The 13066-nt window shown below is 61.8% G+C and carries 8 protein-coding genes; 2 read left to right on the top strand and 6 right to left on the bottom strand.

Going from position 1 to position 13066, the window contains the following annotated elements:
- Window positions 1-198 precede the first annotated feature (198 nt).
- Window positions 199-2397, top strand: coding sequence for an OsmC domain/YcaO domain-containing protein (locus PSH94_RS13775; RefSeq protein ID WP_253507919.1), 2199 nt, complete (start codon window positions 199-201; stop codon window positions 2395-2397).
- Between the two features lie 753 nt (window positions 2398-3150).
- Here the strand turns inward: PSH94_RS13775 and PSH94_RS13770 are convergent.
- From PSH94_RS13770 to PSH94_RS13760, 3 genes are read right to left on the bottom strand one after another with little or no spacing between them, the layout of a single operon-like run.
- Window positions 3151-4542, bottom strand: a complete 1392-nt coding sequence (locus PSH94_RS13770; RefSeq protein WP_253507917.1) for a hypothetical protein — start codon at window positions 4540-4542, stop codon at window positions 3151-3153.
- Between the two features lie 58 nt (window positions 4543-4600).
- Window positions 4601-5101 carry a VOC family protein gene (locus tag PSH94_RS13765; protein ID WP_305434812.1) on the bottom strand — a complete coding sequence of 167 codons (501 nt, stop codon included), beginning with the start codon at window positions 5099-5101 and terminating at the stop codon, window positions 4601-4603.
- Window positions 5102-5148: 47 nt separating this feature from the next.
- Window positions 5149-5769, bottom strand: coding sequence for a LysE family translocator (locus tag PSH94_RS13760; RefSeq protein ID WP_266249624.1), 621 nt, complete (start codon window positions 5767-5769; stop codon window positions 5149-5151).
- 699 nt (window positions 5770-6468) lie between these two features.
- Between PSH94_RS13760 and PSH94_RS13755 the strand changes: the two genes are divergently transcribed.
- A complete protein-coding gene (locus tag PSH94_RS13755) occupies window positions 6469-6966 on the top strand; it encodes a DUF2867 domain-containing protein (protein ID WP_219855203.1) in 498 nt (165 codons plus the stop codon).
- Between the two features lie 40 nt (window positions 6967-7006).
- On the opposite strand, the gene PSH94_RS13750 is transcribed toward PSH94_RS13755, so the two are convergent.
- The 3 genes from PSH94_RS13750 to PSH94_RS13740 all read right to left on the bottom strand — a co-directional run bounded on the left by PSH94_RS13750 (window position 7007) and on the right by PSH94_RS13740 (window position 12931).
- Window positions 7007-9166 carry a TonB-dependent siderophore receptor gene (locus tag PSH94_RS13750; RefSeq protein WP_305434810.1) on the bottom strand — a complete coding sequence of 720 codons (2160 nt, stop codon included), beginning with the start codon at window positions 9164-9166 and terminating at the stop codon, window positions 7007-7009.
- Window positions 9167-9353: 187 nt separating this feature from the next.
- On the bottom strand, window positions 9354-10388 hold the full coding sequence (locus PSH94_RS13745) for an alpha/beta fold hydrolase (protein ID WP_181077830.1): 1035 nt from the start codon (window positions 10386-10388) through the stop codon (window positions 9354-9356).
- A gap of 137 nt (window positions 10389-10525) precedes the next feature.
- Window positions 10526-12931: an autotransporter outer membrane beta-barrel domain-containing protein gene (locus PSH94_RS13740; RefSeq protein WP_305434808.1), complete on the bottom strand. Its 2406-nt coding sequence runs from the start codon at window positions 12929-12931 to the stop codon at window positions 10526-10528.
- Window positions 12932-13066: the final 135 nt, after the last annotated feature.

Genomic DNA, 13066 nt, shown 5'->3' with positions numbered 1-13066 from the left:
ATCTCACGCTGTGTTACGGGCTGGTTGTTGCGCATTCGGACTACTCCCTGGTTGCGCCCAGTCCATCGGCGGCAAGTCACAAAAAGTTAATATTCATTTGGCAATTGATCCGCCGCTGGTCAAAAGCCTGAAACTTCCCGATGAAAAACCCCATAATGGCGGCCATTTTTGTTTAGCCCGTTATTCTGGTGTGCCCGCATGGAAATTAAGGTCAACTTTCTCGACAACCTCCGGCTTGAAGCCAAGTTCGATGACTTCACGGTGATTGCCGACCAGCCCATTCGCTATAAAGGCGATGGCTCGGCGCCGGGCCCCTTTGATTATTTCCTGGCATCGTCTGCGCTGTGCGCGGCGTATTTCGTGAAGCTGTACTGCCAGACACGCAATATCCCCACCGACAATATTCGTTTGTCGCAGAACAACATCGTCGACCCGGAAAACCGCTACAACCAGATTTTCAAGATCCAGGTCGAGTTGCCTGCGGACATTTCCGATAAGGACCGTCAAGGCATCCTGCGTTCCATCGACCGCTGCACCGTGAAGAAAGTGGTGCAGGCCGGGCCGCAATTCGTGATCGAAGAAGTCGACAACCTCGACGCCGACGCCCAGGCCTTGTTGATGCCCAGCGCGCTGTCCGACGGCGGAACCTATATCGCCGGTAAAGACCTGCCGCTGGAGCAGACCATCGCCAATATGTCCGGCATTCTGGCGGGCCTGGGCATGAAGATTGAAATCGCGTCGTGGCGCAATATCGTGCCGAACGTGTGGTCGCTGCATATCCGCGATGCGCACTCGCCGATGTGCTTCACCAATGGCAAGGGCGCGACCAAAGAGGGCGCCCTGGCGTCGGCGCTGGGTGAGTTCATCGAGCGGCTCAACTGCAACTTCTTTTACAACGATCAGTTCTGGGGCGAAGAGCTGGCCAACGCGCCGTTCGTGCATTACCCGGATGAGCGCTGGTTCCAGCCCGGTCCGAACGATGAACTGCCTACACACATCCTCGACGCCTATTGCCTGAAGGTCTACAACCGCGACGGCGAACTGCGTGGTTCGCACCTGTTCGACACCAACTCCGGCAACGAAGAGCGCGGCATCGTATCGCTGCCGTTCGTGCGCCGCTCGGATGGCGAGGTGGTGTATTTCCCGTCCAACCTGATCGAAAACCTCTACCTCAGTAACGGCATGAGTGCCGGCAACACCCTGGCCGAAGCCCAGGTGCAGTGCCTGTCGGAGATTTTCGAGCGGGCGGTGAAGCGCGAAATCATCGAAGGGGAATTCGCCCTGCCGGATGTGCCCGCCGAGGTGCTGGCCAAGTACCCGAACATCCTGGCCGGCATTCAAGGCCTGGAGGCCCAGGGGTTCCCTGTGCTGGTCAAGGATGCGTCGCTGGGCGGTGAATTCCCGGTGATGTGCGTGACCCTGATGAACCCGCGCACCGGCGGCGTGTTCGCCTCGTTCGGCGCGCACCCGAGCCTGGAAGTGGCGCTGGAGCGCAGCCTCACCGAACTGCTGCAGGGCCGCAGTTTCGAAGGCCTGAACGACCTGCCGCAGCCGACGTTCGAAGGCCAGGCAGTGACCGAGCCGAATAATTTCGTCGAGCACTTCATCGACTCCAGCGGCGTGGTGTCGTGGCGTTTCTTCAGTGCCCGGTCGGATTACGAATTTGTCGAATGGGACTTCTCCGGTCAGGGCGAAAACTCCAACGTCGAGGAAGCCGCAACGTTGTTCGGCATTCTCGATAGCATGGGTAAAGAGTCCTACATGGCGGTGTACGACCACCTTGGCGCCACGGCCTGTCGGATCCTGGTGCCGGACTACTCGGAAATCTACCCGGTGGAAGATCTGATCTGGGACAACACCAACAAGGCCCTGTTTTTCCGCGCCGATATCCTCAACCTGCACCGCCTGGACGACGCAGAGCTGGAGGCCTTGGTTGAGCGCCTGATCGAAAGCGAGCTGGACGATTACACCGACATCACCACCCTGATCGGCATCGAGTTCGACGACAACACCGCGTGGGGTCAACTCACCATCCTGGAGCTGAAACTGCTGATCTTCCTTGCCTTGCGCCAGTATGAAGAGGCCAAGGAGTGCGTGGAGATGTTCCTGCAGTACAACGACAACACCGCCGAGCGCGGGCTGTTCTACCAAGCGCTCAACGCCGTGCTGGAGATGGAACTGGACGACGACCTGGAACTGGCGGACTACGAGGCCAACTTCCGGCGCATGTTCGGCGATGAGCGCATGGATGCGGTGATCGGCTCGGTCGACGGCAGCGTGCGGTTCCATGGGTTGACCCCGACCAGCATGAAGCTCGAAGGACTGGACCGGCACTTGCGCTTGATCGACAGCTACAAGAAGCTGCACAGCGCGCGAGCGGCGGTGTCCATCCGATAAGCCTTTGGCGCAGTTTGCCCACCACAGAAAAAGACAGGCCCGCCGCAACGAGTGTGTCTTGTCCAATTCCCCTGCTTGCGCAGGGCTGCGCAGCGGCCCCAAAGCCAGGCGGTGGGGTTTACCTGAAAGTACGCGGTGGATCGGAGGGGGCCGCTGCGCAGCCCAGCGCGGGGCAAGCCCGCTCACCACAAAAGGACTGCTCACTAAAAAGGCCCGTTCATCACAAGAAACCGCTCACCACAGAGAGTGGTCGCACCGCGCTTCCCTGTGGTGAGCAAGCTTGCTTGCGCCGGGCTGCGCAGCGGCCCCAAAGCCAGGCGCTGGGGTTTACCTGAAAGTACGCGGTGGATGGGTGGGGGCCGCTGCGCAGCCCAGCGCGGGGCAAGCCCGCTCACCACAAAAGGACTGCTCACTAAAAAGGCCCGTTCAACACAAGAAACCGCTCACCACAGAGAGTGGTCGCACCGCGCTTCCCTGTGGTGAGCAAGCTTGCTTGCGCCGGGCTGCGCAGCGGCCCCAAAGCCAGGCGGTGGGGTTTACCTGAAAGTACGCGGTGGATGGGTGGGGGCCGCTGCGCAGCCCAGCGCGGGGCAAGCCCGCTCACCACAAAAGGACTGCTCACTAAAAAGGCCCGTTCAACACAAGAAACCGCTCACCACAGAGAGTGGTCGCACCGCGCTTCCCTATGGTGAGCAAGCTTGCTTGCGCTGGGCTGCGCAGCGGCCCCAAAACCAGACGCTGAAGTGTTACCTGTTATTCGAACTTATCGATGCGCGTATCGGCGTAGAAAAACTCGTTCTTGTCCGTGCTCGATTCGTAGAAGTAGGCGTAATCGCTCAGGTAGTACAGATGTTCGACGCGGTTGTACTTATCGTCATCGGTGCGGCATGACAAGGCCTTGGCGTTCCCCAGCAGGCTGGGGTTGAGTTCGCGGGCCGGCAATTGGCGTTCGACGACGCAGCGGTTGGTCTGCACCTTGTTATAGCTGCCCACCAGGCTGTTGAGTGTCGAGCGGGTGGTCTGGTAGACCACGGTTTCGCCGACGGGCAGGGCTTTCCAATTGCCGGTCAAGCTCAACTGCGTCAGGGTCGAGCTTTCGGCCATGCCGGTGCCGCCGTACGTTGTCTTCGATACCAGCGAGACCAGGTTGCGCCAGCTCACCGACTGGGACTCATAGCCGTCGCCGCGATGGACGATCTGCAGTTGGCCACTGGCCTTGTCCTGGCTGATGAAGTGCTCGCTGGTGCTGTTGGACGTCTTGCCTTTGAGGGTCGATGTGCCGGTGAAGTGCACGTACTTCAAGGTGCGCGCGGGCTTGTCCTGGTTGAACGGCGCAAGCGCGGCCAGCACCTGGGGCTGCACCGACGACAGGGCGATGATCGCCGGCGCTTTCAGGCGCGGCTTGAAGGGCGCCAGCTTGGCGATTTTTTCGGGGTTGGCGCACACCGTGTTGAACAGCAATACATAGTCGGCGTCGCTGCCGGCGATGGGTTGTGGCGTCGGGAAACTGTCGACGCGGCCATCGCTCACGCGGTTGCGCACGTCCAGGTCGTAGCCGGCCAGTTCCTTGTACGTGCCGCTGGCGCAGGACACCGCAAAGTGCTGGCGTTTTTGCGCATAAGGCGCGTCATAGGGCAGGTCATTGAGCACCGTCGGGTTATCGAAGGCGGCCCAGAAACGGGTTTCACCCTGCACGGTCTTGAGGCTGGCGGCGTCGAGCAGCACCCAGTTATCGCGCGCATCGGTCTGGACCAGGCGCCAGTCCGGTGCTGGCGTTTCGGCACAGGCACGCACGAATGTCTGGTTGGCGGCCAACGCGGTGTACAGCGTGTCAGACAGTTTGCGCGCCTCGGTATAGCGCCCGGCCTTGAGCGGGTACACGCGCTGGGAGCCATCGAGGTACAGCAGGTGCAATTGCCTGGTCGAGCACGCCGCCTCGAACTGCATGGTGCGCCGCACGCCGCCGGTGGAGTCGGGCATCAGCAGCTCGAAACTGAGCAGGTCGCCTTCGCGCACGATGCTGTTTTCCACCAGCGGTTGGGCCAGCGTGTCGGCGAGCATCTGCTCGACCTTGCCGGACTGGGTGACACAACCGGACAGGCTGGCGATGCCACCGGCAAGCAATACAGAAGTTAAAACGCGCACATGAGCCTCATTGAGTCCATTCGGGGATGCCAGGGTGACGGCCGCCGGAGGTTGATCTTTAGATTTTTTTGCCAAGCTGGGGACTGTTCACCGCCGCTTCGATGACGGCGATGTCGATCTTGCCCATGCCCATCATCGCGTCGAAGGCGCGCTTGGCGGTGGCGGCGTCGGGATGGGTAATCGCCTGGGTCAACGCCCGCGGCGTGATCTGCCATGACACGCCCCACTTGTCCTTGCACCAACCGCAGGCACTGGCCTGGCCGCCGTTGTCGATGATCGCGTGCCAGTAACGATCCGTCTCGGCCTGGTCGTCAGTGGCCACCTGGAACGAAAATGCTTCGGTCTGCGGGAATATCGGCCCGCCGTTCAAGCCCAGGCACGGCAGGCCCATTACGCGGAATTCCACCGTCAGCACGTCGCCCTGCTTACCTGACGGGTAGTTGCCGGGCGCTTTGTGCACGGCGTCCACGCTGCTGTTTGGAAAGGTCTTGGCGTAAAAGCGCGCGGCGTCTTCGGCCGTGCCGTCGTACCAGAGGCAGACGGTATTTTTGCTGGGCATGATCGGTCTCCGCCGTGAAGGGGTGGACACAGTCTAGACCACGCGCTTTACGCCCGGCGGGCCATCAGCAACACGGACGCCGCCGCCGACAACAACCCTGCACAGCAGCGATTGAACCAGCGCTTGCCACGCGGCTCGGCAAACCAGCGACGCATATGCAGGCCCATAAAGGCGTAGAGGCAGATAGCAATCCATTCCAGCACCAGGAACATCGCGCCGAGCACGGCGAATTGCGGCGTGACGGGCTGATCGGGCACTACGAATTGCGGCAGGAAGGCGGTGAAGATCAGGATGGCTTTGGGGTTGCCCGCCGCCACCAGAAACTCCTGACGCGCCAGCGCCCACACGCCGACTTTGGCGGTCGCGGAGCCGGCCGGCGCCTCGGGATTGGCGCGCCATAGCTGCACCGCCAGATACAACAGATACGCCGCGCCGAGCAGCTTGATCGCGTAGAACAGCAGCTCCGAGGTTTGCAGCACCACCGCCAGGCCGGCCGAGGCCAGGGCGATCATCCCGGCGAACGCCAACAGGCGGCCGACGCCGGCCAGGCACGAGGTGCGATAGCCATAGCGCGTCGCGTTGCTGACCGACAGCAGGTTGTTCGGGCCGGGCGCCATGTTCAGCGCAAAGCAGGCGGGGAGGAAGAGGGCGAGGGTGGCGAGGTCCATGGCGGCTCCGGGTGCGGGTGAGCGGGGAGCGTTCGAGCATAAGGTTGGGCGGGGCGGCGGGGCAATCTCTAGAGCTTCTCTCTGGCCAAAGTCAGTCGGATAAGTCATAGATGTTTACAGATCTTTAGTGAAGGTAAGACCTGCGAAAACGAGGTTGCTTTTGTCAGCAGGCTTGTTGTGGTGAGCGGGCTTGCCCCGCGCTGGGCCGCGAAGCGGCCCCAATCTGAGCAATGTGTTTTGCCTGGGGCACCGCGGCGCCTGTCTCGGGGGCCGCTTCGCAGCCCAGCGCAGGGCAAGCCTGCTCACCACAGGGTTAGGTGTCAGCCTTTCAGGACCCTAAGTGTCACGAGCTGAAACCCCTGCGCCTTCAGCCGAGCGTCGGAGGGCAGGGCTTTACGAATCATTAATGGGCTCCTACTGGCAAGCCTCTTACTATGAGGCCCGTTGATGACGCAATGGCGATGAACGTGTGCGCAAGTGCAATGCGCAATTTCAGGACTGTGACACTCCTATCAGTACTGCAACCTCCGCGTACTTATCACCCCATCCGGGAGGCGGTTCAGGGTATCGTGCCCCCAACTTAACGAAGAGACGCGACGATTCGATGAACAATAAGTGGGAGGGGGCTTGCCCCCGATGGTGGCCTGACAGCCGACCAGTCTCACGACTCAGCTGCATTCATTCAGGGAACCCCCTCACATGACGATGCTTGCCCGGCCTATCGATCCACCGCCAGAAAGCCTGATCCGTGACTGGTACGCGAACGCGCAGTTGCTTGACAGTTTTGTCGTGCCTATCGAGGCGGCTGACGTCTCCATCAATGACCTCGCCGTACGCGCCTTGGGTTCGCCGCCTGTGTGGTTCAAGGTGCTGATAGCGATCCGCGATGGTGTGATGGGGCCGTTGGGCGTACGGACCTCCGGCGAGGTGCGACGCGCGCATTCCGATAAAGCCCATATCGACTTTTTCCCGGTGCTTGAGCAAAGCGCTGACGAGATGGTGCTGGGGGAAAATGACAGCCACCTGGATTTTCGTCTTTCGCTGCTTCGACGGCGCGACGAGCAGGGTGAAGTCTTGATCGCCACGACGGCGGTGCACACCCACAATCGACTGGGGCGTGTCTACATTGTGCTGATTCGCCCGTTTCACAAGCTGGTGGTGCGGGCAACGCTGATGCGTTGCCGCCGTCAGCACTAGCGCCGGCGGTAGTGTCCGCCGGCGCGCGTTGCCTGGAACCTCAGAAGCTGTATTTGGCCGTCAGCATCATGTTGCGCGGGTTGCCGTAGGCGTCGCCGCCGTAGCTCGCCGAGTTGGCGATGGTGGAGTAATAGCGACGGTCGAAGATGTTGTTGGCGTTGACCTGCAGGTCGAGGTGGTCGTTGACCTTGTAGCCGGCCATCAGGTCGGTGACGGCGTAGGCGCCTTGTTGCAGGCGGTAGGTGCTGCCGTCGGCCAACGCGATGTCGTTGTACAGGCGGCTCTGCCAGGAGATGTTGCCGCCCACCCGCAGTTTTTCCAGTGGGCCCTGGAAGTTGTAGCGGGTGGTCAACTTGAACAGGTGTTCCGGGACGTCGGTATCGAACTGCTTGTTGACCAACTGCGGTTTGGCGTCGTCCTTGATGGTGTGGGTGCGTGCGTAGGTGTAGCCACCGCCGACCTGCCAGTTTTCGGTCAATGCGCCCTGCAGTTCGAAGTCGATACCCTGGCTGCGGATCTCGCCGGAGGCTTCGTAGCATGAGGCCTGCGGGCAGTTCGGTACCACCACCTGCACACCGCGGTTCTCCTGGTCGATGCGGAACAGCGCGACGCTGGCGTTCAACGCACCGCCCAGGTATTCGCCCTTGATGCCGACCTCATAGTTCTTGCCGACGATAGGCTTGAGCGGCGCGGCGCCGGTGTCCTTTTCTTTTTGCGGGGTGAAGATGTCGCTGTAGCTGACGTACACCGAGTGGTTATCGTCCAGCTCGTAGATCAGGCCGGCGTAGCGGGTGAGGTTGCGGGTGACGTGGTAGTCGCCGTCGCCATCGCGGTTATCGTAGTCGTACCAGTCCAGGCGCCCGCCGAGGATCAACTTCAACGGGTCGGCCAGGCTCAGGCGGGTGGTGACGTAGACGCTGTCCTGAGTGGTGACTTCGCGCTCGTTGTTGGTGTGCACGAAGTCCGGTTTGCCCGCCGTCAGCGGCCAGTTGGTGTCGTAGGGGCTGTAGTTGTGGGTGGTCATGTCGTAGATGCGCTTGCTCGCGCCGACCACCAGTTCATGGCTGCGCCCGAATGCCTGGAACGGGCCGCTGACGAAGGCGTCGACCCCGGCCTGGTTTTCATCGTACTTGGCCTGGTACACCGTGCGTGCCAGGGTGTTGTTGACCCAGCGCGACTGATACGAACCGGAGAACAATGCGTTTTGTTCGGCGTAGTTGGCGTTGACCTGCAGACTCCAGTCATTGGCCAGGCGCTGGCGCAGTTCGGCGAAGACTGTGTTGATTTCCTGATCCTTGTTTTCCCAATCGGTGCCGGGGTTGTAAGACCGCGACAGATCCAGGTGGTGGCCGTCCTGGCCGATCATCGAGGCGCCCCAGAAGTAGTTGGTCTTGTCCTTCTGATTGGAGAAACCCAGGGTCAGGGTGGTGTCTTCACTCAGATCGGCTTCGGTGACGGCGTAGAACAGACCATGACTGTTTTCGGCCTTGTCGATAAAGCTGTTGGCATCACGGTAGGACGTCACCACTCGGCCGCGCAGGGTGCCGCTGTCGTTGAGCGGGCTGGAGGCGTCGAGTTCACCGCGATAATCGTCCCAGCTGCCGGCGGCGCCGGTGAGGGTGACCTTCTGCTCATCCAGCGGGCGCTTGCGCACCATATTGATGGCGGCTGACGGGTTGCCCGCGCCAGTGACCAGGCCGGTGGCGCCGCGCACCACTTCGACGCGGTCGAACATCGCCAGGTTCGGCTGCGCGCCCACCGACGCACCGTTGTAGCCACTTGGGATACCGTCGTACATCAGGTTATCGATATCGAAGCCACGCGAGGTGTAGGACTGCCGACCAGGGCCGTTGGAGTAGTTCAGGAACAGGCCCGGCGTGGCGTTGACCACGTCGTTGATGCTGGTCATCGCCTGGTCGTCCATGCGCTGACGCGTCACCACGGTGACCGCCTGTGGGGTTTCGCGCAGGGTCAGCGGCAGCTTGGTCGCGGTCTTCATCGAGCCAGTGGTGTAGGACTGCGTGCCTTCGGTGGTTTCACCCAGTTGGCCTTCGCCGGAGATCTGCGTGGCGCCCAATTCCAGCGTGGCGGCCGGTGCCGGGGTGTCGGCGGCGACCGCCGCGTGTGGGGTGGCCAGGCACACCGCCAAGGTCATCAGACTGAGTGAAAAAACATTGCCGCCAGGTGATTGCACAGACATGAAACTGACTCTCCCGCGTGCCGTCCGTGGCTAATGATAAAGGTGTTGAGAATTATTCGCGTGAGTTTGGCAGATTGAGTCTGTAGGAAAAAGCCTTGGGACAGAATTAGTTAACGAATTTTTCACATCGCTGGATACTGCTTCTCCTGCAACCCACGGGAAAAGGGCGTCAGCCATTGGTGCTTCATCACAGGTGATCGGCGTCGATTACCGCCTTGGCAAATGCCTCGGGCGCTTCCTGCGGCAGGTTGTGGCCGATGCCGCCGTTGATCAGGCGGAACTGGTATTTGCCGGTAAAGCGTTTGGCGTAGTCCTCGGGCGCCGGGTGCGGAGCACCGTTGGCATCGCCTTCCAGGGTGATGGTAGGAACCTGGATAGCAGGGGCTTTGGCCAGTTGCTGTTCCAGGGGTTCGTAGTGGGCGTCGCCCTTCACCAGACCCAGGCGCCAGCGGTAGTTGAACAGGGTGATGGCCACGTGATCGGGGTTGTCCAGGCCTTTGGCACTGCGTTCGAAGGTGGCGTCGTCAAAGGCCCACTTCGGCGACGCGGTCTGCCAGATCAGCTTGGCGAAATCGTGAGTGTTCTTGCGATAACCGGCGGCGCCGCGCTCGGTGGCGAAGTAGAACTGATACCACCATTGCTGCTCAGCCTTGGGCGGCAGGGGGTTCTGGCCGGCGGCCTGGTTGCCGATCAGGTAGCCGCTGACCGAGACCAGCGCCTTGACGCGTTCGGGCCACAGCGCCGAGACGATATCCGCTGAGCGTGCGCCCCAGTCATAGCCGCCGAGCACCGCGCGCCGGATGTTCAGCGCGTCCATAAAGTCGATCACATCCCTGGCCAACGCCGCCGGTTGACCGTTGCGCGGGGTCGCGTCCGACAGAAACCGGGTGCCGCCGTAACCGCGGGCGTAGGGGACCAGTACGCGGTAACCCTTGGCCGCGAGCAATGGCGCGACCTGGGCATAGCTGTCGATATCGTAGGGCCAGCCATGCAGCAGGATTACGACCGGGCCGTCGGCAGGGCCGACCTCCGCGTAGGCCACATCCAGCAGGCCGGCCTTGATGTGCTTGAGCGCGCCCAGCCCGGATGACGGGGCGATTTGCATCGGTGTGTTCACCTCGGGCATTTCGGCCCGGGCCAGGCCGACCATGCCCAAGGGCAACAGCGCGAAGGCCAGGGCGAGTGGATGACGTATGAAGCGGCGTGTCGATGGATTGTGCATGGCGAGCCTCCTGCGGCGCGATGGATACCTGGCACCCAGTTGAACGCCGGGCTGTATCTGGCCTGTTTCGGAAAACTCGCCGGGTTAAAGGTTTTGTATCGCAGTGGGCGGTATACACACTGCGATACACAGGTTTGCTAGAACTCCATTCTCAGGCCCAGCGTGCCCTGGCGGCCATTAAACGTGTTGCTGTCCAGGTTCCGGCTGGAGCCCACCTCGCTGTAGACGCTGAGGCCCGTGGCGACCTTGAGCGTGGCGCCGGCGCTCAGCCCCAGGGTGGTGGACTTCTGTTCGGTGTCGATGTCGGTGACATCGTCGAACCGCACGGTGTTCTGGCCAGCGCGGGTGTGCCAGACGTTGGCCCGTGCATAGGGCTGCAACGGCATGCCGCTGACCTGATAGTCGCCGCGCAGGCGCACGCCCAGGCGCGTGGTGAGGCTGGTATCGGCGTCATAGGACACATCGGAGATGCCGTCGTTTTGCCGATCCAGCCGGGTCTTGCCGACGATGACCTGAGCCTGCGGTTCAACCACCCAGGTGTCGCTGATCGGCAGCGGCCAGCCGACTTCGGCCGAAGCGGTGAGGTTATGCCCACGGGTTTTCATCTTCACGCCACGGTCTGATTCGTTGTGACCGTCGAAGCGGGTGCCCATCAGCACCAGGTCGAGGTATGCCTGGTTGGCGCCGATCAACGTCCAGTAGAGGCCCAGGCTGTCACCGCGCAGGGTCGTCTTGCCCGTGTCCTGGTCCAGCCGGGCATCGCTGAACCCTTTGACGTTGCCTTTGAGGGTGCTGTGGCCGACAAAGAACCCCACGCGGTGCTGCAGGCCGTTGTCGAGCTGGCCTGCGTAGACATCGCTGCCTATCTGGAAGCCCGATACGGAACTTTTCAGCGACGGGCTGACGGTGCCGGCGAAGCCCTGGCGGCGGCTGTTGCCATACACACGGCCCCAGCCCGCCGGAAATGCGCCGGTCTGCTGTTGCTGGCTCTGGTCACCCATGCGTTCGTGGTAGGTACCCAGCATGTCCTGCACCATCTGCTGGGCGGCAGGGAACAGCACCGCGTACACCGACACTTCCGGCCGATAAATCGGCAGCGGCGTTATGCCGGGGTTGGGCGGCAGCGGCGGCCCCTCGGGGTCGGGAGTGGGCACGGGGGTGATGACCGGGTCGGTCGGTTTGGCCGGGACGGTCGAGCGCAGGTAGAAGTTTTCCGAGGTGCCGGCTGTGACGCCGCCCTTGAACAGGTAGTAGTCGTACGCACCGGCGGACACGGAATTGCCGAGCCTGAATGCGCTGGCCGCGCCACTGGCATTGTTGATGGCCTCGACCACCAGGATGCCGTTCTGCACGGTCTGTGCGCCGGCACCGTTCAGGTTCTTAATGTCGATCGGCGTAGTGCCCTGTATCGGGCCGCCGTTGACCACCAGTTTGTCACTGGCCGAACCGTCGGCGCCCAACACGCTTTGCAGCGCGAGCCGGCCGCCGTTGCCTTTGTAGGTGCCGCTGACGGTCAGTGAGTCGCTGGCGCGGGTATTGCCCGTCATGTCGATCAGGCCCTGGTTGTCCAGCGTCACTGGCTTACCGCCAAGGGAGTTGATGAAGCCCGTGCCGGTCAGGATTGCACTGGTCTTATCAATGGTCAGGGTGCCGGTGTTCGAGGCGCTGTCGCCCAGCACGAATTTACCCTCGAGGGTAAGCGTCGTCCCGTTGGTCAAATTCACGGTTTCCCAGTTCACGTACTGGCTTGGATTGTTGCTGACCTGGCTGTGATCGAAGATCAGCGTATCGTTGCCCAGGCCGCCGTCCAGCGTGGTTTTCGTCTCGTTGGTGAGGGGCAGGTTTTGCAACACCGCAATATCGTCATCCAAGCCAGCGTCCACGAGCTTCCCCAGCGTACCCCCGGACCAGAGGAACCTATCCTTGCCGGCGCTGAGCAGGACGCTCCCCCCGACCTTGCCGCCCAGGATTTCCACGATATCGTCGCCGCCGCTGACGCTGATATTGCCCACCACTTCTGCGTCGCCCGAAAGTCTGATCAAGTCTTTGCCGAAGCCGGTGATGAGGTTGCGCAGGATTTTGCCGCCGGACATAAGAAACGTATTGTCGTCGAGCCTCATATTCACGTTGCCGATGGTGCCTCCCGTCATGACGGCGTAATCGCCGGCGCTGAACTCATCGACAATCACACCGCCTGTCATCGTGAAGGTATCCAGGCCGTCACCCTGATCCACAAACTTGACTTCGCCGCTGCTCATGATGAAGTCGTCGATGCCCGATGCTTGGCTCAGTCCGCCAACGATTTTGGCGCCCGGGCCGTTGATCTCGGTCTTATCGTTGCCTGCGCCGAAGGTCACGGACCCTGCCACCTGGCCCGTGCCGCTCACCGTGAGGCTGTTATTGCCACCGGTGTCGATGAAGCCGGGAGTCGATCCGCTGTCACAGGTGGAAGTGTCATTGCCGGGGGTGTTGTTGATGCTGCATGCGCCATAAGAGGCCAATGGCGTCGCCGCCAGTGCAAGCAGGTGTAGCAGAAGAAGCATCCGTGTACGCATGATTCGTCCTCGCTGAAAGGCTCGGTTACTCCAGCACCCGTGGCAGGGGGTGCGGGCCAGACCATGACAACGCGTTGCGCGATACGGAGCAGGGAGTGCGGGTTACCTGTTCGAAAACACCGG

Source organism: Pseudomonas sp. FP2254 (assembly GCF_030687695.1).
In the GTDB taxonomy this organism is placed as follows: domain Bacteria; phylum Pseudomonadota; class Gammaproteobacteria; order Pseudomonadales; family Pseudomonadaceae; genus Aquipseudomonas; species Aquipseudomonas quebecensis.
Note: the sequence above shows the minus strand (reverse complement) of the source record. Positions and strands in the feature narration are given on the sequence as shown.

Coding starts and splice junctions, on each gene's coding strand:
- PSH94_RS13775 (WP_253507919.1), top strand. CDS start 199: ATGGAAATTAAGGTCAACTTTCTCGACAACCTCCGGCTTGAAGCCAAG.
- PSH94_RS13765 (WP_305434812.1), bottom strand. CDS start 5,101: ATGCCCAGCAAAAATACCGTCTGCCTCTGGTACGACGGCACGGCCGAA.
- PSH94_RS13760 (WP_266249624.1), bottom strand. CDS start 5,769: ATGGACCTCGCCACCCTCGCCCTCTTCCTCCCCGCCTGCTTTGCGCTG.
- PSH94_RS13755 (WP_219855203.1), top strand. CDS start 6,469: ATGACGATGCTTGCCCGGCCTATCGATCCACCGCCAGAAAGCCTGATC.
- PSH94_RS13750 (WP_305434810.1), bottom strand. CDS start 9,166: ATGTCTGTGCAATCACCTGGCGGCAATGTTTTTTCACTCAGTCTGATG.
- PSH94_RS13745 (WP_181077830.1), bottom strand. CDS start 10,388: ATGCACAATCCATCGACACGCCGCTTCATACGTCATCCACTCGCCCTG.
- PSH94_RS13740 (WP_305434808.1), bottom strand. CDS start 12,931: ATGCTTCTTCTGCTACACCTGCTTGCACTGGCGGCGACGCCATTGGCC.